Here is a 19,769-nt window from a genome sequence, read left to right as displayed (position 1 = left end):
AAGACCATCATGTCCATCCTGCGCACCCACTGGACCGCCCTGCGGATGCTGCTGGTGATGACCGTCATCCTCGGCATCGCCTACCCCCTGCTGATCACCGGCATCAGCCAGGTCGCCTTCGCCGACAAGGCCAACGGCTCGATCGTGAAGTCGGGCGGCAAGGAGATCGGCTCCAGCCTGCTGGGCCAGAACTACAACCTCCCCAAGAAGAACCCCAACGACCCCAACGAGCAGGCCCAGCCGGACCCGAAGTGGTTCCAGCCCCGGCCCTCCGCCGCCGGCACCGGCTACGACCCGCACGGCTCCAGCGGCACCAACCTGGGTCCGAACAGCGACAAGCTGCTCAAGTCGGTCAACGACACCCGCGCCGCCGTCGCCGCCTTCGACGGCGTCGACCCGGCCAGCGTGCCGGCCGACGCGGTCACCTCCTCCGGCTCCGGCCTGGACCCGGACATCTCGGTCGCCTACGCCAAGGAGCAGGTCAACCGGGTCGCCAAGGCCCGCAACCTCTCGCCGGCCGTGCTCGACCAGCTGATCGACAAGTACACCGACGGCCGCTCGCTCGGCTTCCTCGGCAACCCCGGCGTCAACGTCGTCCTGCTCAACAAGGCACTCAGCGAGCAGCAGTGACGATGTTCAGCGAAGCTGCAGTGACTGTGTTCAGCGAAGCCGAAGTGACAACCGCACGACCTTTCGACGATTGACCGGACCGACCCGGGCACAGGGGTTCTTCCTCCTGCGCCCGGGTCGGTTGCCCATGTGCGCGTCCGCTGAGCGGAGCCGACCGTCGCACGTGGCGCCAGAACCGTCCGTCCCCATCCGGCCCTCTCTCGCAGGAAAGAGCAGCGCCCATGTCCCGTGACCTCACGCCCGGCTCCTTGAAGCGCCGGGGACAGCTGAGGGTCTACCTCGGTTCGGCCCCCGGCGTCGGCAAGACCTACCGGATGCTGGACGAGGCCCACCGCAGACGCGACCGCGGGACGGACGTGGTCGTGGGCTTCATCGAGTGCCACGGCCGCCGGCACACCGAGAACCTGCTCCAGGGTCTGGAACTCATCCCGCGCCTGACCCGCCACTACCGGGACACCGACTTCCCGGAGATGGACCTCGACGCCATCCTCGCCCGCAGGCCCCAGGTGGTCCTCGTCGACGAGCTCGCGCACACCAACATCCCCGGCGGCCGGCACGGCAAGCGCTGGCAGGACGTCGAGGAGCTCCTGGATGCCGGGATCGACGTCATCACCACCGTCAACATCCAGCACCTGGAATCGCTCAACGACGTCGTCCAGAAGATCACCGGCATCCCCCAGCGCGAGACCGTCCCCGACGACATCGTCCGCCAGGCCAACCAGATCGAACTCGTCGACATGGCCCCGCAGGCCCTGCGCCGCCGCATGGCCCACGGCAACGTCTACAAGGCAGAGAAAGTGGACGCCGCGCTCTCCAACTACTTCCGCATCGGCAACCTCACCGCCCTGCGCGAGCTCGCCCTGCTCTGGGTCGCGGGCCGCGTGGACGAGGGCCTGCGCGACTACCGCGCCACCCACAACATCGACCGGGTCTGGGAGACCCGTGAACGCGTCGTGGTCGCCCTCACCGGCGGTCCCGAGGGCGAGACCATCATCCGCCGTGCCGCCCGGATCGCCGACCGCACCGCCGGCGGCGAACTGCTCGCCGTCCACGTGACCAAGAGCGACGGGCTGGCCGGCGCCTCGCCCGGCGCGCTGGCCCAGCAGCGGCAGCTGGTCGAGTCCCTCGGCGGCACGTACCACGTGGTCGTGGGTGACGACGTCCCCACCGCGCTGCTGGCCTTCGCTCGCGCCCACGACGCCACCCAGCTGGTCCTCGGCACCTCCCGGCGAGGACGGATCAACCGCTTCCTCACCGGCCCCGGCAACGGACAGACCACCATCGACCTGTCCGAGGACATCGACGTCCACATGGTCACCCACGAGTTCACCGGACGCGGCCGCCTGCCCTCCCTCGGCCGTCGCCACTCCAAGCGGCGCACCATCGCCGGCTACCTCTCCGGCCTGGTCCTGCCCGTGCTGCTGACCGCCTGCCTGTCACCGTTCCGACACGCCATCAACCTCACCACCGACGCGCTGATCTTCCAACTCGGCGTGGTCGCCGTGGCGTTGCTCGGCGGCGCGGTCTCCGCGCTGCTCGCCTCGCTGATCGCCTCACTCCTGCTCAACTACTACTTCATCCCACCGATCCACACCTTCACCATCGCCGAACCCAACAACATCGTCGCCCTGCTGGTCTTCGCGACGGTCGCGCTCACCGTCTCCTCCGTCGTCGACCGCGCCGCCCAGTTGGCCACCCGCGGCGCCCGCGCCACCGCCGAGGCCGAAACCCTCTCCACCCTCGCCGGCAGCGTGCTGCGCGGCGCCGACGCCGTACCCGCCCTGCTGGACAAGACCCGCACCGCCTTCGGCATGGACTCCGTCGCCCTGCTCGACCGCACCACCGGCGAGGCCATCGCCCGCAGCGACAGCGACGACGCAGGTACCGGCGACCGCGAGGTCAGCGAAGTCCCGGTCAACGGAAACGCGTTGATGGTGCTGGCCGGGCGGCGGCTGCCCGCCTCCGACCAGCGCGTGCTGACCGCCTTCGCCGCCCACGTCGCCGCCGCGCTGGAACGGGACCGGCTCGCCACCGTCGCCGCCGAGATCGAACCCATCAAGGCCGCCGACAAGATGCGCACCGCCCTGCTGGCCGCCGTCAGTCACGACCTGCGCACCCCGCTCGCCGCCGCCCTCGCCTCCATCGGCTCGCTGCGCAGCCCCGACGTCGAGTTCTCCCCCGAGGACCAGACCGAACTCCTGGACCTCGCCGACGAATCACTGGTCAAACTGACCCGCCTGGTCGACAACCTGCTCGACATGAGCCGCCTCCAGGCCGGCGCCCTCACCCTCCACCTCGCCCCGACCGAGCTGATCGACGTCCTCGCGGGAGCCATGGACTCCCTCGCCCGCCCCGACGCCGCCGTCCAGCCGCTCGACCTGGACGCCGTCCCCGCGGTGCTCGTCGACCCGCCGCTGCTGGAACGCGTGTTGGCCAACGTCATCACCAATGCCCTGCGCCACAACGCCCCCGGCGCACCCGTCCTGGTCACCGCCAGCCACCACCAGGACCGCGTCGAGGTCCGCGTCATCGACCACGGCCCCGGCATCGCCCCCGAGGACCGCGAGCAGGTCTTCCTGCCCTTCCAGCGCCTCGGCGACAACGACAACACCACCGGCCTGGGTCTCGGACTCGCCCTCTCCCGCGGCCTGGCCGAGGCCATGGGCGGCACCCTCGACGTCGAGGACACCCCCGGCGGCGGCACCACCATGCTCCTCGTCCTCCCCGCCGCGCAGGACGGCGCAGAGCAGTCGGTCGCGGAGGAGGGATAGTGATCACCAGTCGAGAGGGGGGAAGGCGATGAGCCACATCCTGGTGGTGGAGGACGAGCCCGGGTTGCTGCGAGCCCTGCGGATCAACTTCCACGCCCGGCGCTATTCCGTGCTCACCGCGAGCACCGGTCAGCAGGCCCTGGACTCCGCCGGCCAGGACACACCCGACGCCGTGCTGCTCGACCTGGGCCTGCCGGACTTCGACGGCATCGACGTCATCCGCGGGCTGCGCTCCGCCCTGACGGTGCCGATCATCGTCCTGTCGGGCCGCAGCGGGCTCCAGGAGAAGATCCGGGCCCTGGACGCGGGCGCCGACGACTACCTCACCAAACCGTTCGAGGTCGACGAGCTCTTCGCCCGCCTGCGCGCGGCCCTCAGGCGCGCGGCCACCGACACCGGTCCGCCTGAGACAGCGAGGATCGGCCACCACACCGTGGACGTCACGGCGGGCACGGTCACCGGTCCGGACGGCGTCGTCCGGCTCACACCCACCGAGTGGCAGATCCTCAAGGTGCTGCTCGCCGTCCCCGGGCACCTGGTGCCCGGACGGGAGATCCTGCGCCAGGTCTGGGGCCCGGAACAGCAGCACCGCACCAACTACCTGCGCGTCTACATCGCGGGACTGCGCCGCAAACTGGAGCCCGACCCGAGCCGACCGCGCCACCTGATCACCGAACCGGGCATCGGCTACCGCTACCAGCCCTGAACGCCACCGACCCGGTCCGAGGCCGGACGACGCCGACCGGATCAAGGAACCGTCAAGACCGCGCTGGTCGGCGCGAAGATGCCGTCAGGAAATGCGGCATCAGGATTTCCGGCACCTAGCGTTCTTTCCGGAAGCCCGGTCCGCTCCGTGGGGAAGCAGACCGGGACCGTTTCCGCCGGTGGACGGAAGGGCTTCGGACCACCGGCGGTCGGGGTGACGGGGAGCACGCGGCAATGAGAGAGCGGATACCGGCCGGCACGACCGGGCTCGGGAAGACGAGCCGGTCGGGGGCGGCACGTCCCGGTACGGCCGGTCCGGCATCCGCGCCACGCGCCTCCCGCGCACCCCTCACGGGGGCACCCGTCGCGGGCCGGGCCACCAGGCCCGGCCCGCGACGGTGGTCGGCACCGCTGAACCGGGCCTGGTGGAACACCCCGCGCCTGGTGCGCGGCCTCACCGGCGTCTGCCTCGCGGCGCTGCTGGCAGCGGCCGCCACCATCACCGCCGTGCTCAGCGGCGCCCGGAACGGCATCGACGACATCGGCCACCGCGACGCCCCGCAGGCCGTCCGCACCGCCGACCTGTACTTCGCCCTCAGCGACATGGACGCCCAGGTCGCCAACCTCCTCCTGCTCGGCTCCGATCCCGGTTACGCCGCCCAGCGCCGGCAGACCCTCGATACCTACGACCAGCGCCGAACCCAAGCCGACGGCGACCTCCAGAAGGCCGCGGAAGCGTCCGCCGGCGACCCGGCCGGACAGCGGGCCGTCCAGACCGTCCTCGACCAACTCGGCCAGTACGAGGCCCTCGTCGCCCGCGCCCGGCTCCTCGAGGACCAGGCCCACGCCCCGGCCGGGCAGCCCTCCGCCGACGCCCTCGCCGCCTACCGCCAGGCCACCGACCTGCTCCGCCGGCAACTCCTGCCGGCCGCCGACCAGGTCACCGCCGCCAGCGCCGCCACCGTCGACCGCACCTACACGGCCCAGCGCGGCGCCGTCAGCGGCGGCTGGTGGTGGATCCTCATCACCACCGGACTCGCGCTGGCCGCCCTCGTGCTGCTGCAGCGCCTGCTCGCGGTGCGCTTCCACCGGGTCCTCAACCCACCGCTGGCCGCCGTCACACTGCTCACCGTCCTCACCGCGGCCGCGGGCCTCACCCTCGCCTCCCGCGCCGAGAGCCACCTCATCGTCGCCAAGAGCAACGCCTACGACTCCGTCATAGCCCTCAGCCGCGCCCGCGCGGTGGCCTACGACATGAACGCCGACGAGAGCCGCTACCTCACCGACCCGGCGCGCGCGGACTCCTACCAGCAGAGCTTCCTCGACAAGAGCCAGTCCATCGCCCGCCTCGACGGCGCCACGATCGACAGCTACGACGCCGAGCTCGCCCAGGCCGCCGACCGGCACCGCGCCGACCACCGCACCGTCCCGTTCGGCGGCTACCTGGGCACCGAGCTCGACAACATCACCTTCCCCGGCGAACAGGACGCCGCCGAAGACCTCCTGACGGCCTTCCAGCAGTACGAGAAGGACGACCGGACGATCCGCGGCCTCCGCAACCAGGGAAGACTCAAGGACGCCGTCACCTTCGACACCGGCACCGCCTCCGGCCAGTCCGACGCCGACTTCGACCAGCTCAGCCGTGCCCTCGACGACGTCCTGGCGATCAATCAGCACGCGCTCGGCCAGGCCGTCACGGACGCCGACGACGATCTCGGTCTCGACGTCGCCCTCACCGGCGGCCTCGCGCTGACGGCCGCGCTCGCCCTCACCGCGCTCGGCGTCCGCCCGCGGTTGCGGGAGTTCCGCTGACGGCCCGCCCGCTCCCGCGGTGCTCGCACCTCGTGGATGCGGAGCGGGAGGTGAAGTGCCCGCCGCCCCCGCGATCGAGGACGGCGACCTCGCGGTCAGCCTCGGCAGCGGCGCGGAAGTCCCCGCGCAGGACCACACGGTGGCTACGGCACCGCGGGCCGGACAGCAACGCTCGCAGGCGGCCGTCCGCCTCGCCTACGCGGGACGCAGAGGTCGCGTGGGCCTGGACGGCGAGCCTCGCACCTCCGACGATCCACGGCTTTCGGGCTGCGTCGAAACACTGACAAAGCCTTAATGCCCTTTGCTCGTAGGGACGGTGTCCGCTGCCTTAAGGTCGTGACCTGACTGATAGTCAGTGACATAAACAGGAGGTACCGGGGGCATGGGAGATGGGCGGTTCGTCGTCGATCTGCCGGATCTGGAACGGCTGGCCAAGGGCCTGGACGACGCGAAGAGCGAGCTCGACACCGCGCTGAAGGCGATGGGTTCGGCCGGCGCGAGCGGGCTCGGGACGGCCGAATTGACCAGCGCGTGCGAGCACTTCCAGAGTCGGTGGGGCTACGGGCTGGGCCAGCTCGGCAAGGACGCGCAGGCCCTGCACGAGGGCCTGCAGACCGTGCTGAAGAACTACGGCAAGACCGAGTCCGACCTCGCCTCCGGCCTCCAGGGCGCCCCGAGCCCCGGGGTGACGCAGTGAGCACCCCGGCCGGAGCAGCGGCCACGACGGACTGGTCGGGACTGGGGTTCGACCCCGCGCCGGGCGATCCGGCCGCCGTCGAGGCGCTGTCGAAGACCCTGTCGCTTGCCGCCCAGCACCTCCAGGGCGTGTACGACACCATCAACAAGCTCGGCCGGCCCGGCGGGACGTGGACCGGGGACGCGCAGAAGGCGTTCTCCGACCAGTTGACCAAGCTGCCGGACCGGCTCAAGCACGCGAGCGACTCCGTCGACGCGGCGCGCCAGGAGCTGGACAAGTGGTGGACGGAGCTGGAGACCAACCGGCCGAAGGCGACAGCCTTCGAGCAACAGGCCCAGACGCTGCGGGCGAACCTGAAGGAGGCCCAGACGGTCCACGACGAGGCCGCAGCCAACGGTGACCTGAACCTGGTCAACCAGACCTTCCCGGACGCCACCCAGCAGCAGGACGCGCAGCGTCGCTACAACGCGGCGAAGTCCGCACTGGACGATGCGGCCGCCAAGCTCAGCAGCACCCAGGGCGAGCTCAACCAGGTCCTCGGGCAGGCCTCCCAGCTGTACAGCGACCACAGGGGGTACGCGTTCGACCGGGCCGCCGCGATCCGCAAGGCGGCCGACGACCAGGCCCCGCACAAGCCTGGCCTGTGGGACTGGATCAAGGACCACGGCGCCGACTTCCTCACCGTGGCCGCCTCGGTCGCGGGAATCGTCGCGCTCTTCTGCCCTGCCGTGGCCCTGCTGGCGATCGCGCTGAGCGCGGCCGCCTTCCTCGCGCACGCGGCGACCTACTACCACCAGCAGGGATGGAAGGCCTTCTTTCCACCGAACTCGAAGAACATGGGCAACTGGCTGACTCTCGGCGGCGACGCACTGGGCGTGATCCCCGGGGTGGGCGAGATCAAGGACGGCGTGACCGCCGCCCGGGCCGCCAAGGGGCTCGGCGCCTCAGTGAAGGCCGGGTACGAGACGACGCAGGCCGGCCTGAAGGGCGCGGAGGCGTTGAACCCGGTGACCGAAGCCGCGCAGAAGGCGACGGTCGACTGGCTCAAGAAGAAGGGTGTCACCGTCAGCACGAAGGCGGCGGACTACTCGGCCAAGGCTGTGCAGGGCGCGGCGATGGCCGGTCTGACGGAGCCGACGGCCGCGTCACTCTTCAGCGGCACCGACAGCAACTTGGTGAACGGCACGACGGCCGGCGGCAACGCGGTGAACAGCCTCGGCTTCGTCCATGGAGAGGGCACCAGCGTGCGCGGGAAAGTCGGCGGCACCCTTGCCCTGATCGCCGGAGGGTTCGCCTTCGGCTGGTCCCTGAACGGGAATTGACGACCATGACGATGACTGACGCCGCTTCAGCGGTCGCTCCCCCGACTCCGCTGCTCTGGTTCTCGGCACCGGTCGGGTTCGTCGAGGTGCCGCTCGAGGGGACGGCCGAGGAGCGGCTCGACCGGCTGGCGGCGGCCTTCGACGCCATCGGACCCGACGTCCCCCGGGAACAGCGGCTCGACACGGCGGTCAACGCCGAACTCCTGCTCCAGGCGCAGTTGGCGCAGGGCTTGGTGTACCTCGCGAACTGCATCTACCGCACGGACGACGGCGAGGTGATCCACGCCGTCTTCACCATCGTGGTCACCCGGACCGAGACCGGCGGCCCGCTAGCCTTCGCCACGCAGACCACGCAGCGGTGGGCCGCCGCCCGGCCCCAGGCGGAAGTCGGGGTACTCGACCTGCCCTGCGGCCGCGCAGCGGTCGCCACCGAGGACCGCCTGGTGACGGTGCCCGGGGAGCTGTACGGCCTGGAGGGGACCAGTGAGAGCCTGGTGCGGCAGATCGAGGTGGCGATCCCGCACCCGGACGGGCAGCACGTGGCCCTGGTGGTACTCAGCACCGAGCACCTCGCGCAGTGGGCGGACTGGGCGACGGTCGTGGGCACCGCCCTGCGGGAGCTCTCGTTCCAGGACCCGCTCACCGCACTGCCGCAGCAGCAATCGCGGATCGCACACGCGGGGCCGGGTCCGTCGGTCGCGGCCGCGATCGAGGACCGGATCCGGCGGGCGTTCGGCTGACGACAGGAGGAGCGACGTGGCAGGGTCCGCCGTCGCCGCGACCTACGTGGTGCTGTCCCTCGCAGTCCTGAGCAGCCTGTGGGGCCTGCGGAAGCAGGCCAGGGCGCGGCGCCTCGCCCGGCAGCGCGCCGGAGTCCCGCAGGAGCAGCAACTCACCGAGCTGAGGGCCGAGCTCGCCGAGGTGGTACCGGGCCGCCGCGGCCGGTTGCGGGATGTGCTGCGGGCGAAGTACCCCGCACTGACCACCGAGCAGGCACAGCAGGTGGTCAAGGCGGAGTGGCCGGGCGAGGACGTGGAGTTGAGCGAGATCGGGCCGGCGGCGGCCCGGAGCTGGCTGTTCCACCAACACGCCGCCCCGCCGCGCGACGAAGCCCCGGCCAGGCGGTTGAGCCCGGCCGTCAGGGTGCTCTCGGTGCCGTACAACCTGCTCTTCCTGGTCGTCCTGTGGTTCGCATATCCGCGCACCGACTGGCTTGGCGTGACCGGACTCTTCGTTGCGTACGGCGCGGGTCTCTTCCTCCTGCTGCTCCACGACCTCGGGCGGCTGATGGCCCTGTTCGTCCTGACGATGACCGTGGTGGTGGGTATTCCGGCCCTGCTCTCGGTCACCCATTGGGCACAGGCCCACTACCGCCGCGAAGGGCTGGACTCGGTCGGCCTGCTGCTGTCCGGCACGTTCGGCCTGCTGATGGCCTTCATGCCCTTCCTGATGGACCGCGGAGCTGCCGGTGGCAAGCCGACGGGATCGGGGAGAACAGGCCCTCGGGGAGAGCACTGAACCCGCCCGCAGCCGGGTGTCCCGGATGGTGAACACCTGGCGGCCTCACCGCCTCTCCACCGCACACTCGACCGTGCTCGGCGTCCGCCCGCAGCTGCGGGAGTTCCGTGCGCGCAGGCACGGTGATGCCGTCCACCACAGGCCGGGCTCGCCCTCGCGGGCCACCGCGCCGGCGTAGAGGGTGCTGTTCACGAGGGCGCATCGAGACCCCGATCGCGGGCAAGGCAGCACCCGCCCACCAGCGGGTGCGCTGCGCGATCGATGCCCCTACATGCGCATGCGGAGCCGGCAGACCACGGCGTCGGTGTGGCGGCGCAGGGCGCGGTCTATGACGGCGCCGCGCTGGTTCTGCAGGGCGCGCTGCCACAGACGGGCGGGTTCGACCTCGGGGATGAGGACGGTGACGCGGTCGTAGGCGTTCTCGGCGGCGAGGTGGTTGACGAAGGCGGCCAGCGGGGTGCCGAGACGGCGGTGGGCGTCCGGGACCTCGAGGAGCGGGACGCCCGGCTGCCAGAGCTCCCAGTCGCGGCGCAGCGCCTCGGCGGCTTGGCGGTCCTCGGCGTCGGGCGCGGTGTGGACGACGGTGACGGCGAAGACCTCGTCACCGAGCGAGAGCGCGGTCGACAGGGCGTCGCGGGTGAGCCGGGTGATCGAGGTGACCGGGACGACCACGAGCGAGCGCTGCGGGGTGAGGGGGCCGGGGATGTGGCCGAGCCGCAGCCGGTCGCCGATCCGGGCGTAGCTGCGGTGGATGAGTTCGAAGAGCAGGACCAGCAGGGGCAGGGCCAGGACGATGGTCCAGGCGCCTTCGGTGAACTTGGTGCCGGCCACGACCAGCGTGGCGGTGCCGGTGAGCAGGGCGCCGAAGCCGTTGAGTGCCGCCTTGCCGCGCCAGCCGCCGCAGCGGGAGCGCTTCCAGTGCCGGACCATGCCGATCTGGCAGATGGTGAAGCCGACGAAGACACCGATCGAGAAGAGCGGCACCAGGCTGTTGACGTCGCCGCCGGAGGCGACCAGCAGGCCGGCGGAGACGGCGGAGAGGAAGAGGACGCCGTGCCGGTGCACCTGGCGGTCGGCCCGCAGGGCGAAGACGTGCGGCAGGTGGTTGTCCCGGGCGAGCAGGTGCATCAGAACCGGAAGACCGCCGAAGGAGGTGTTGGCGGCCAGGGCGAGCAGGACGACGGTGGCGAACTGGACGACGTAGAAGCCGAGTCCGTGGCCGAGGGAGGCGTCGGCGAGCTGGGCGAGGACGGTCACCCCCTCGACCGGCTGGAGGTGGAAGCGGCCGATCAGCACGGCCAGTCCGATCAGCATCACGCCGAGGAGCGCGCCGAGGCCGACCTCGGTGCGCTGAGCCCGTTTGGCGCGCGGGGTGCGGAACTCCGGGACGGCGTTGGCGACCGCCTCGACGCCGGTCAGCGCGGAGCAGCCGGCGGCGAAGGCCCTGAGCAGCAGCAGCGCGCCGACGGTGGTCGCATTGCCGGCGAGGGCCGAGGAGTGTCCGGCGGCGGCCGCGGTGGAGGCCGGTGCGTCGCGGAACAGGCCGATCACGATGATCGCCAGGATGGAGAGCACGAAGATCGCCGTCGGTGCCATGAACCAGCGGGCCGACTCCGCGATCCCGCGCAGGTTGACCGCTGTGACCAGGATCAGCACGCCCAGGCAGAGCCAGACCCGGTCGGCGTACAGGCCGGGGTAGGCGGAGGTCAGCGCGGCCACGCCGGCGGTGACGGAGACCGCGACGTTCAGGATGTAGTCGATGACCAGGGAGGCGGCGGCGGTCAGTGCGGCCCTGCGTCCCAGGTGCGCCTTGGCGACGGCGTAGGAGCCACCGCCGTCGGGGAAGGCCGCGATCACCTGGCGGTAGGAGGCCACCAGCACCGCCAGCAGTACCGCGATCGCCACCGTGACCGGCAGCGTGAATCCCAGCCCGTATCCGCCGGCGGCGGCCAGCACCAGGACAATCGACTCCGGCCCGTACGCCACCGACGCCATGGCATCCAGGGAGAGGGCGGCGAGGCCACCGAGGGCGGTGAGCCGGTGGCGCTCGTTCGGCGCGCCGGTATCAGGAGGCACCGGTTCGGCGGTCTCCTGGACCGCGGCGGGCAACGGATCGGTGGTGCCGGACATCGATCGACCTCCATGGGACGGTTGTCGTCCGATCGTCAGGTATCCGTGGGAGTGGGCGCAGCAGTCCGTACGGCGTCCTGACGGCTGGATGGGCGATCCTGACAGGATCTTGACGCGCCGAACGGCTCGATGGTCCGGAAGCCGATGGAGCACGGGCCCGCAGGTACCGCGCTATCGCACAGGTGCCGGGGGCGCGCGGCGGGGGTTCGGATTCGGTCGTAACCTCACCCGCCGATGCGGGCAGGCTTGCTTCCGGCCTGACCCGTGCCTCGCCGCGCGTCCCCTCCCTCACCACCTGGCCGCCGATGTCGGACCCGGTGGAGGCCCACCGGGCTGGGTGTCATCAGCGTGGCCCGTCCCCGCCCTCATGGGCGGAAGCGGGCCCTCTCACGCGGCTCACGCTATGCGGCGGCGCATCGGCTTCGGCCGGGCCCTGACACTTCCTTGGCGCCGCAGGAGCTCATCTTGACGCGTCACTGGCGCGACAGCGGGCGGTGCCGCGTCAGCTGTGGGCGGTCGGTGGTGCTGCCCGCAGACCGAAGACGAACGTGGCTCCCCCGCCCGGTGTGGTCTCGACCGTGAGCTCGCCGTCCATGGCCTCGACGAACCCCCGAGCGACCGCCAGGCCCAGTCCCACCCCGCCGGCCGTACCGTCGGGATGCCGCTCGGTGCGGCGGAAGGGCTGGAAGAGGCTCTCCGGGTCCGTCGCCGCGATCCCTGGTCCCCGGTCGATGACGCGCACGTCGATGCGACCGGCGACGGCGCCGGCATCGATCTTCACCTCCGCGCCCGGTGGCGACCACGTCCGGGCGTTGGCCACCACATTGGCCAACGCCCGCTCCAGCAGGCCCGGATCGGCCTCGACCTTCGGCAGGTCGTCGGGAAGGTCGATCCGCACCCCGACCGTGCGTTCCTCTTCCGGAAGGCTCGCGAGCGCCGCGTCGACGACCGCTGCCAGCTCGGTCGGACACGGCGTCACCGGCACGGCGCCGACCTGCAGCCGACTCAGGTCGAGCAGGTTCGCGACCAGGTGCAGCATCCGGGCCGATTCCGTGCCGATCCCGGCGCCGAGCCTGCGGATCTCGCGCGGCCCGGTGTCCTCGTCGATCGCATCCAGGCGGGCCGCTGCCGTGGCGATCGCCGCCAGTGGTGTGCGCAGGTCGTGCTCGACGGCCTCCAGCAGGGTGATGTGGAGCCGGTCGGTGTGGGCCAGTGCCTCCGCCGTCGAGGCGGCGGCGGCAAGCCGCTCCCGTTCCCGGGCCAGCCGCAGCTGGGTGACGAACGGCCCGAGCAGCCGGGCGTCCTCCTGGCTCAGCGCTGGACCGGCCAGAACGAGCACGGCACCCTGCCCGAGGTCGGCGGCGAACGCGGCGTCCTCCGGCCGCTGCGGCAACGGCTCGCCCGAGGCCGCGACGGGCTGCCACTCCTCGCCCGAGCGGACCAGGACCCCGGCGCTGTCGAGGGCGAAGACCTCCCGCAGTTCCGCGAGCAGCTCGGGCAGCGCTCGGGCACCGGACTCGACCGTCTCGCCCGCGAGCCGGGCCAGCACCTGGGCCTCCGCCTTCGCCCGGGCCGCCTGCTGCGAACGCCGCGCCAGGCCGTCGATCAGGTGCGAGATGATCCCCGCGACGGCGAGGAAGACCAGCAGCGGCGCGACGTCCGCAGCCCGATCGACGACCAGGCTGTGCACGGGCGTGGTGAAGAAGAAGTCCGCGGCCAGCGCCGCCGCCGCGGTCGTGCCGGCGGCCGGCAGCAGGCCGCCGAGCCGGGCCACCCCGGCGACGGCCAGCAGCAGGCACAGCAGCGCCCCGGACAGGCCCAGCGAGCCGCGCAGCGGGGACAGCACCGCGGCCAGCGCGACCGCCCCGGCCGGACCGAGCAGCCACGCCGCCCACTGCCGCCGCGCGGACACCGGCGCGGGCCGGCGCCGGCGGGGCCCCGGCGGCACCGCGAGCGACTGCGAGTCCGGGGGCGGCAGCACCCGGACATCGATCGGCCCGGCGATCCGGATCACCCGGTTGATCACCGAGCCGGTGACCAGCTCCCGCAGCCGCGAGCGGCTGGTCGGGCCGAGCAGGATCTGCGTCGCGCTCTCCGTCCGGGCGAAGTCCACCAGCGCGCGGGCCACGTCGTTGCCGCTGATCTCCACGTAGCCGCCGTGCAGTTCCCGCAGCAGCCGTCGCTGCGCCTCCAGCCCGGGCGGCTCGGACTGCAGCGTGCCGTCGTCCGGACGGACGTGGACACCGATCAGGTCACCGTGCACCCGGGTGGCCGTGCGCGCGCCCCGGCGGACCAGGTTCTCTCCCTGCGGGGCGCCGTTCAACGCCACCACGATCCGCTCCTTGGTCTCCCACGGTGCGCGGATGCCGTGCCGGGCCCGGTAGTCCGCGAGCTCCTCCTCCACCCGGTCGGCCAGCCACAGCAGCGCCAACTCGCGCAGCGCGCCGAGGTTGCCGGCCCGGAAGTAGTTGTCCAGCGCGACGTCGATCTTGTCGAGGGCGTAGATCTCGCCCCGGGCCATCCGGGTGCGCAGCGCCTCCGGGCTCAGGTCCACCAGCTCGATCCGGTCGGCCGCCCGGACGACCTCGTCAGGGATCCGCTCGCGCTGCACGATCCCGGTGATCTGCTCGACCACGTCGTTCAGGCTCTCCAGGTGCTGGATGTTCAGCGTGGTCGCCACGTCGATCCCGGCTGCCAGCAGCTCCCCCACGTCCTGCCAGCGCTTCGCGTTCCGGCTGCCCGGCACATTGGTGTGCGCCAGCTCGTCCACCAGCGCCAACGCCGGACGGCGGGCCAGCAGCGCGTCCACATCCATCTCGGACAGCTCGATCCCCCGGTACCGCACCACCCGCCGCGGCACCACCGGCAGATCACCGAGTTGCTCCTCGGTCCCCCGGCGGCCGTACGTCTCGGCGAAACCCACGACCACGTCCAGGCCGTCCGCACGCTGCCGACGGCCCTCGACGAGCATCGCGTACGTCTTGCCCACCCCGGGCGCCGCCCCCAGGAACACCCGCAGCTTCCCGCGCACGGCCCTCTCCTTCACGCCACGGACAATCGGGGGCGCCATCTGTGGAGCCAGGGGGTGCCCCGCAGCTCCATGGTCACTCCGCCTTCCCCGCAGCCGGCTCGTCGGCAGCCACCGACCCCGAACACCGCACGACCCAGCCGACGGAAGTCACGTTGAGTGCCCGAAATCGCGAGCAGACCCCTTGATTCCCAAGATCAGGGACCACCGTGCCCTTGTCCCGCCTTCCAAGGGGATCATCGCAGCTCACAGGCCCAGGTGGTCGCCCGGCTCGCTGCCCTGCGCCACTCCGCTGCCTGACGCCGCTGGTACCTGTGGCTTGTGGTCCACCTGGGGCCCGCAGCGGTGGCGGATCCGGGCACCGGTCGTGGCGCGTAACCGCGGCCGCCAGGATGGTGGGTGACGAATCCGGGAGGTGCTGGGACAGCGCGGGTAAGGGGGTGCGAGGATGTGGGCACTGTGACGACCCGCCAGCTTCGCGTGCTCCGCGCCGTGGTCTTCGCCACCCTGTGCGTGGCATTGGCCGCCACCGCGCACGTCAGCATGTCCGAGACCGGGCTCCCGATGCCGGTGCTGGGCGGGGCGTTCGCCGGGACGGCTGGCGGTACCTGGCTGCTGGCCGGGCGCCGGCGCGGACTGGCGACGGTCAGCGGGTGGATGGTGGCCGTCCAGGCCGCCCTGCACACGCTGTTCGAGCACACCGGCTCGATGGGCACCACGCCGGCCCAGGCGGTCCGCGGGGCACCCGACTTGGTGAGCCTGCTGCTGTGCACGCCCCGCGGCGCGAACCCGACCGGGCTGAGCCCGGCCGAGCTGGCCAGGATGGCCGGCCTGGACCCCGACGCACTGCCGGCCACCGGCTCGGCCACCATGACGCCGATGACCGGCATGCAAGGCATGAGCGGCATGGCCGGCATGCAGGGTACGGGTGCGGTACACGGCATGGCGGGGGCGGGCTCGGCTCCGCTGGTTGACGGTCTGTCCGCCGGAATGCTGGCCGCCCACCTCCTGGCAGCCCTCGCCTGCGCGCTGCTGCTCTGGCGGGGCGAGGCGGCGATCGTCGGCCTGTTCGAGGCGCTGCGCACCCTGGCCGGGGTGTTCCTGCCGGTGCTCGCGCTGCTCACCCTCACCCCGCGCGGGTGGGAACCGCCGGCACCGACCCACCCGAGGTCCCGTCACACCCGGCTGCCCCGCCTGGCGTTGCTCTCCCACGCGCTCGTGCGGCGCGGGCCGCCCCGCAGCGTCGCCCCGGCTTTCTGAAGCGCCCGCCACACACCTCACGCCCCCTGCGCCGAGCTGCGCACGCGACGGCGCTGCGCGGTGTGCCCGCGGGCCGGTCATCCCCGCGCTCGCGGCCACCACGGCTGAGCGAGCCGCCGGGTCTGGCCGCCACACCACCCGTGAGACACGGTGCCCGGCCTGGGTCGGCACCGCTGTCCGACGACGAGGTGCCCTGAGCTCAGGGGGCCGCGTCGCGATGCCCGCCGGCCTGGTTCAGGCGTCCGGGCCGGTGGTGCGGTGGGCCGCTGCCGCTCGACGGCTCCGCTGGTGCGGCGCCGTCCTCGTTCCTGCCCTCAGGACCTTTCGTGACCAACAGAACGACCGTCGTTCCCCACCCGCACCTGGCCGCTGACCGCCTCCAGCACGGCGGCGATGAGCCGCTGCGTCTCCTGCGGGGACGGCCCCCGCGCGGTGAGCGTCAGCTCGCGCAGCCGTCGGGCGCCGGCCAGCCAGTCGGCACAGTCGACACACCGCGCCAGGTGAGCGGAGTGCTCCGGGGCTGCCTCCGGCCCCGGCGCGAGCTCGCCGTCGAGGTGCGCGGACATCGCGGCGCGGCAGGCGCGGCAATCGGCACATGTCATGGGCCCATGCTCCCCCACCGGCCGCCCGAGGCGGTAACGCCGTCCGCGGCCGGTGCGGGCCGCACGCCGGGGGTGGGCCGTGGATGACGAACGGCTGACCACCCTGGCACTGACCGCCGGTCAGGGCTGTCCGGAGGACGTCGAGAGGTTCGTCCGGGCCACCCACCGCGATGTGTGGCGGTTCGTCGCGCACCTCACGGACGTCGAGTCGGCGGACGACCTGACCCAGGAGACGTTCCTGCGGGCGCTGGGCGGCCTGCCCGCGTTCGCCGGCCGCTCCTCGGCGCGCACCTGGCTGCTGTCGATCGCCCGGCGCACCGTCGTGGACCGCTACCGCAGCGCGGCGGTCCGGCCGCGCTGCTCCTCCCTGGCCGACTGGGAGGAGGCCGCGGAGCTCCAGCCGTGTTCGACGGTGGGGTTCGAGGACGAGGTGGTGCTGATCGACCTGCTGACGTTCGTTCCGGCCCGGCAACGGGAGGCGTTCGTGCTGACCCAGGTCGTCGGGCTGAGTTACGCGGAGGCTGCGGCACTGTCCGGCTGCCCGGTGGGCACGGTGCGCTCGCGGGTCGCCCGGGCCCGGGACCAACTCGTCGCGCTGCTGCGCGCGGCGGACTCCGATGAGGAGCCGGACGCCGGAAGCGGAGCCACGGCGCTGGCGGCCTGACGCGCCTTCCCCCTGCTCTATCCGAACCCGTCCGTCGGCGTCCGCGTGCACGGCGCCGGCGGACCATCCCCTGGAGACCACCTTGAGTTCGATGACCACACCTTCGCCCAGTGGGCGCGCGGCGGCGCGGCCCGGCCGGGTCCTGCTCGGCTTCGCCCTGCTGCTCGTCCTGCTGTTCGGCGCCTCGTACGGGGTCGGCCGACTGGTGGGACCGTCCGCATCCGGCCCGAAGGATCCGACGGACGCGCCGACCGGCCCGCAGGTGCCGGGCATGCAGATGGACGGCCTGCGCCCGCTCACCGCGGTGGAGGTGTCGCGATGAGTCCTCAGGCCCATGGCGCCGCCGCGGCGACGAGCGACCAGGACATCGCGACGACCGATCTGGCCGTGGGCGGGATGACCTGCGCGGCCTGCGTCGCGCGGGTGGAGAAGCGGCTGGCCCGCCTCGGGGGCGTCCGGGCCGGGGTCAACCTGGCAACCGGCCGGGCCCGGGTGCTGCACCCGGTGGACGTCCCTGTCGCCGAGCTGGTCGCGGCGGTGGAGGCCGCGGGCTTCACGGCCGAGCCGGTCGCCGATCGGGCGTCGGCCCCCGCAGCCCCCGACGAGGTGGACGGCGACGTGGACCCGCTGCTGCTGGTCCTGCTCGCGCTGTTCGCGGTGCCGGTGATCGCGGTGTCGATGGTGCCCGCGCTGCAGTTCCGCGGCTGGCAGTGGGGGTGCTTCGCGCTTGCGGGCTATGTGGTGACGCTCGGCTCGGCCACCTTCCACCAGCGTGCCTGGCGCAGCCTGCGGCACGCCACGGCGACCATGGACACCCTGGTCAGTCTCGGCGTCCTCGCGTCCTTCGGCTGGTCCGCCTACGCGCTGCTGTTCGGCGGCGCGGGTGCCCCCGGCATGCGGATGCCGTTCTCACTGACCGCCGACGCCGGGGGCGGCGCGCACATCTACCTGGAGGCGGCGGTCGGAGTCCCGCTGTTCGTGCTGTGCGGCCGGTTCCTGGAGGGCCGGGTGCGGGTGCGCACCGGCTCGGCGTTGCGGGCGCTGGCCGAACTCGGGGCGAAGGAGGTCTGCCTGCGCGAGGACGGCGTCGAGCGGCTGGTCCCGATCGAACAACTGCTGCCGGGCCAGGAGTTCGTGGTGCGGCCCGGCGAGAAGGTCGCCACCGACGGAGTGGTCGTCGAGGGCGGCTCAGCGCTCGACCTGAGCCTGCTGACCGGCGAGAGCGTGCCGGTGGAGGCCGGCCCCGGCGACAAGGTGACCGGTGGGACGCTCAACGTCGGCGGCACACTGGTGGTGCGGGCCACCGCCGTCGGCGCCGACACCCAGCTCGCCCGGATCACCGCCCTGGTGACGGACGCCCAGGCCGGCAAGGCCCGTGCGCAGCGGCTGGCCGACACGGTGGCCGGAGTGTTCGTGCCCGTCGTGCTGGGGATCGCGGTCTGCGTGTTCGGCTTCTGGCTGGGCACCGGCGCAGGCACCGCGGACGCGTTGACGGCTGCCGTCGCGGTGCTCGTGGTCGCCTGCCCCTGCGCGCTCGGTCTGGCGACACCGACCGCGCTGCTCGCCGCCACCGGGCGAGGTGCGGAGCTCGGCGTGCTGGTGCGGGGGCCGGAGGTGCTGGAGAGCCTGCGCCGGATCGACACCGTGGTGCTGGACAAGACGGGCACCCTGACGGCCGGTCGGATGACGCTGCTGGCGAGTACGGCAGCCGACGGGTTCGAGCTCGACGCGGTGCTCCGGCTGGCCGCAGCGGTCGAGCAGCGCTCCGAGCACCCCGTCGGCCGGGCACTCGTGGCCACCGCGGGGACACCGCTCCCGCCCGTGTCGGAATTCCGGGCGATGACGGGCCTCGGCGTGGTGGGCACGGTGGAGGGGGTGCTGGTGCGCGTGGTGCGGCCCGACTCCACTGACCTGCCGAGGGAGTTGCGTGACGCGCTGGCCCGCGCCGAGGCGGCCGGGCAGACGGCGGTGGTCGCCGAACTGGACGGGCGACCGGCCGCGCTCCTGGCGGTCGGCGACACCCTGCGGCCCGGCAGCTACCGCGCGGTGCACCGGCTGCGCGGCATGGGCCTGGAGACCGTCCTGGCCACCGGGGACCAGGCGGGCGCGGCCCGGGCGGTGGCCGAGGAACTGGGCATCAGCGAGGTCCACGCGGGCGCCTCGCCCGAGCGCAAGGCCGAGCTGGTCGCACAGCTGCGCGCGGCCGGGCGGAGTGTGGCGGTGGTGGGTGACGGGGTGAACGACGCGGTCGCCCTGGCGTCGGCCGATCTCGGCATCGCGCTGGGTTCGGGAACGGACGCCGCGATCGGCGCGGCCGGGTTGACCCTGGTGCGCGGCGACATCGAGTCGCTGGTGGTCGCGGTCCGGTTGGCCCGGCGCACCTTGGCCACGATCCGGGCCAATCTGGTGTGGGCGTTCGGCTACAACGCCGTGCTGATTCCGCTGGCGGCGGCCGGGCTGCTCAACCCGATGCTCGCCGCGCTCGCCATGTCGGCGAGTTCGGTGCTGGTGGTGGCCAACAGCCTGCGGCTGCGCACCTGGCAGCCCGTTCGGTGCGGGCAGGGCCGCCCCTGGCTCGGCGACTGAGCCCGAGCCACCCGAAAGTCCGTCCGAGAAATCAGCCATCCGTT

15 protein-coding genes are annotated in these 19,769 nt (G+C 72.7%); 12 read left to right on the top strand and 3 right to left on the bottom strand.

Translation table 11 applies throughout. The features are described from left to right. The first annotated feature begins 9 nt into the window (after positions 1-9). From kdpC to LN042_RS03330, 8 genes are all read left to right on the top strand, one after another. Positions 10-630: a K(+)-transporting ATPase subunit C gene (gene kdpC, locus LN042_RS03370; protein ID WP_230048245.1), complete on the top strand. Its 621-nt coding sequence runs from the start codon at positions 10-12 to the stop codon at positions 628-630. 221 nt (positions 631-851) lie between these two features. Continuing rightward, on the top strand, positions 852-3,401 hold the full coding sequence (locus tag LN042_RS03365) for an ATP-binding protein (protein WP_230048244.1): 2,550 nt from the start codon (positions 852-854) through the stop codon (positions 3,399-3,401). 28 nt (positions 3,402-3,429) lie between these two features. Next, complete coding sequence (locus LN042_RS03360) at positions 3,430-4,107, top strand: response regulator (protein ID WP_230048243.1); 678 nt, start codon at positions 3,430-3,432, stop codon at positions 4,105-4,107. A 233-nt stretch (positions 4,108-4,340) separates the two neighbouring features. After that, entirely contained in the window at positions 4,341-5,918 is a 1,578-nt protein-coding gene (locus tag LN042_RS37130) for a GlnX family signal transduction membrane protein (RefSeq protein WP_504871016.1), read from the top strand. Between the two features lie 382 nt (positions 5,919-6,300). Further along, the gene (locus tag LN042_RS03345; protein WP_230048241.1) at positions 6,301-6,615 is read left to right on the top strand and encodes a hypothetical protein; all 315 of its coding nucleotides are present in this window, start codon (positions 6,301-6,303) and stop codon (positions 6,613-6,615) included. Then, on the top strand, positions 6,612-7,937 hold the full coding sequence (locus LN042_RS03340; protein WP_230048240.1) for a hypothetical protein: 1,326 nt from the start codon (positions 6,612-6,614) through the stop codon (positions 7,935-7,937). The genes LN042_RS03345 and LN042_RS03340 overlap by 4 nt, the downstream gene beginning before the upstream one ends. A 5-nt stretch (positions 7,938-7,942) precedes the next feature. Further along, positions 7,943-8,677, top strand: coding sequence for a hypothetical protein (locus LN042_RS03335; RefSeq protein ID WP_230048239.1), 735 nt, complete (start codon positions 7,943-7,945; stop codon positions 8,675-8,677). Positions 8,678-8,693: 16 nt separating this feature from the next. Beyond that, positions 8,694-9,455, top strand: coding sequence for a hypothetical protein (locus LN042_RS03330; RefSeq protein WP_230048238.1), 762 nt, complete (start codon positions 8,694-8,696; stop codon positions 9,453-9,455). Positions 9,456-9,722: 267 nt separating this feature from the next. Here the strand turns inward: LN042_RS03330 and LN042_RS03325 are convergent, their stop codons facing one another. Both LN042_RS03325 and LN042_RS03320 read right to left on the bottom strand, forming a co-directional pair. Further along, positions 9,723-11,585, bottom strand: coding sequence for an APC family permease (locus tag LN042_RS03325; RefSeq protein ID WP_230048237.1), 1,863 nt, complete (start codon positions 11,583-11,585; stop codon positions 9,723-9,725). Between the two features lie 502 nt (positions 11,586-12,087). Continuing rightward, positions 12,088-14,616 (bottom strand): sensor histidine kinase, encoded by a 2,529-nt coding sequence (locus LN042_RS03320; protein WP_230048236.1) that lies wholly within the window; start codon positions 14,614-14,616, stop codon positions 12,088-12,090. Between the two features lie 456 nt (positions 14,617-15,072). On the opposite strand from LN042_RS03320, the gene LN042_RS03315 reads away from it, so the two are divergent. After that, complete coding sequence (locus LN042_RS03315; RefSeq protein ID WP_230048235.1) at positions 15,073-15,873, top strand: hypothetical protein; 801 nt, start codon at positions 15,073-15,075, stop codon at positions 15,871-15,873. 314 nt (positions 15,874-16,187) lie between these two features. Here LN042_RS03315 and LN042_RS03310 read toward each other — a convergent pair whose 3' ends face one another. Beyond that, positions 16,188-16,475 carry a hypothetical protein gene (locus LN042_RS03310; RefSeq protein ID WP_230048234.1) on the bottom strand — a complete coding sequence of 96 codons (288 nt, stop codon included), beginning with the start codon at positions 16,473-16,475 and terminating at the stop codon, positions 16,188-16,190. A 79-nt stretch (positions 16,476-16,554) separates the two neighbouring features. Here LN042_RS03310 and LN042_RS03305 point away from each other — a divergent pair, with 79 nt between their 5' ends. The 3 genes from LN042_RS03305 to LN042_RS03295 all read left to right on the top strand — a co-directional run bounded on the left by LN042_RS03305 (position 16,555) and on the right by LN042_RS03295 (position 19,725). After that, on the top strand, positions 16,555-17,139 hold the full coding sequence (locus tag LN042_RS03305; protein WP_372495668.1) for a sigma-70 family RNA polymerase sigma factor: 585 nt from the start codon (positions 16,555-16,557) through the stop codon (positions 17,137-17,139). 91 nt (positions 17,140-17,230) lie between these two features. Then, entirely contained in the window at positions 17,231-17,461 is a 231-nt protein-coding gene (locus LN042_RS03300; protein ID WP_230048233.1) for a hypothetical protein, read from the top strand. Beyond that, positions 17,458-19,725 carry a heavy metal translocating P-type ATPase gene (locus LN042_RS03295; RefSeq protein WP_230048232.1) on the top strand — a complete coding sequence of 756 codons (2,268 nt, stop codon included), beginning with the start codon at positions 17,458-17,460 and terminating at the stop codon, positions 19,723-19,725. Before LN042_RS03300 ends, LN042_RS03295 begins: the two co-directional genes overlap by 4 nt. The last annotated feature ends 44 nt before the right edge of the window (positions 19,726-19,769 follow it).

The sequence above is a fragment of the Kitasatospora humi genome, from assembly GCF_020907985.1.
In the GTDB taxonomy this organism is placed as follows: Bacteria; Actinomycetota; Actinomycetes; order Streptomycetales; family Streptomycetaceae; genus Kitasatospora; species Kitasatospora humi.
Note: the sequence above shows the minus strand (reverse complement) of the source record. Positions and strands in the feature narration are given on the sequence as shown.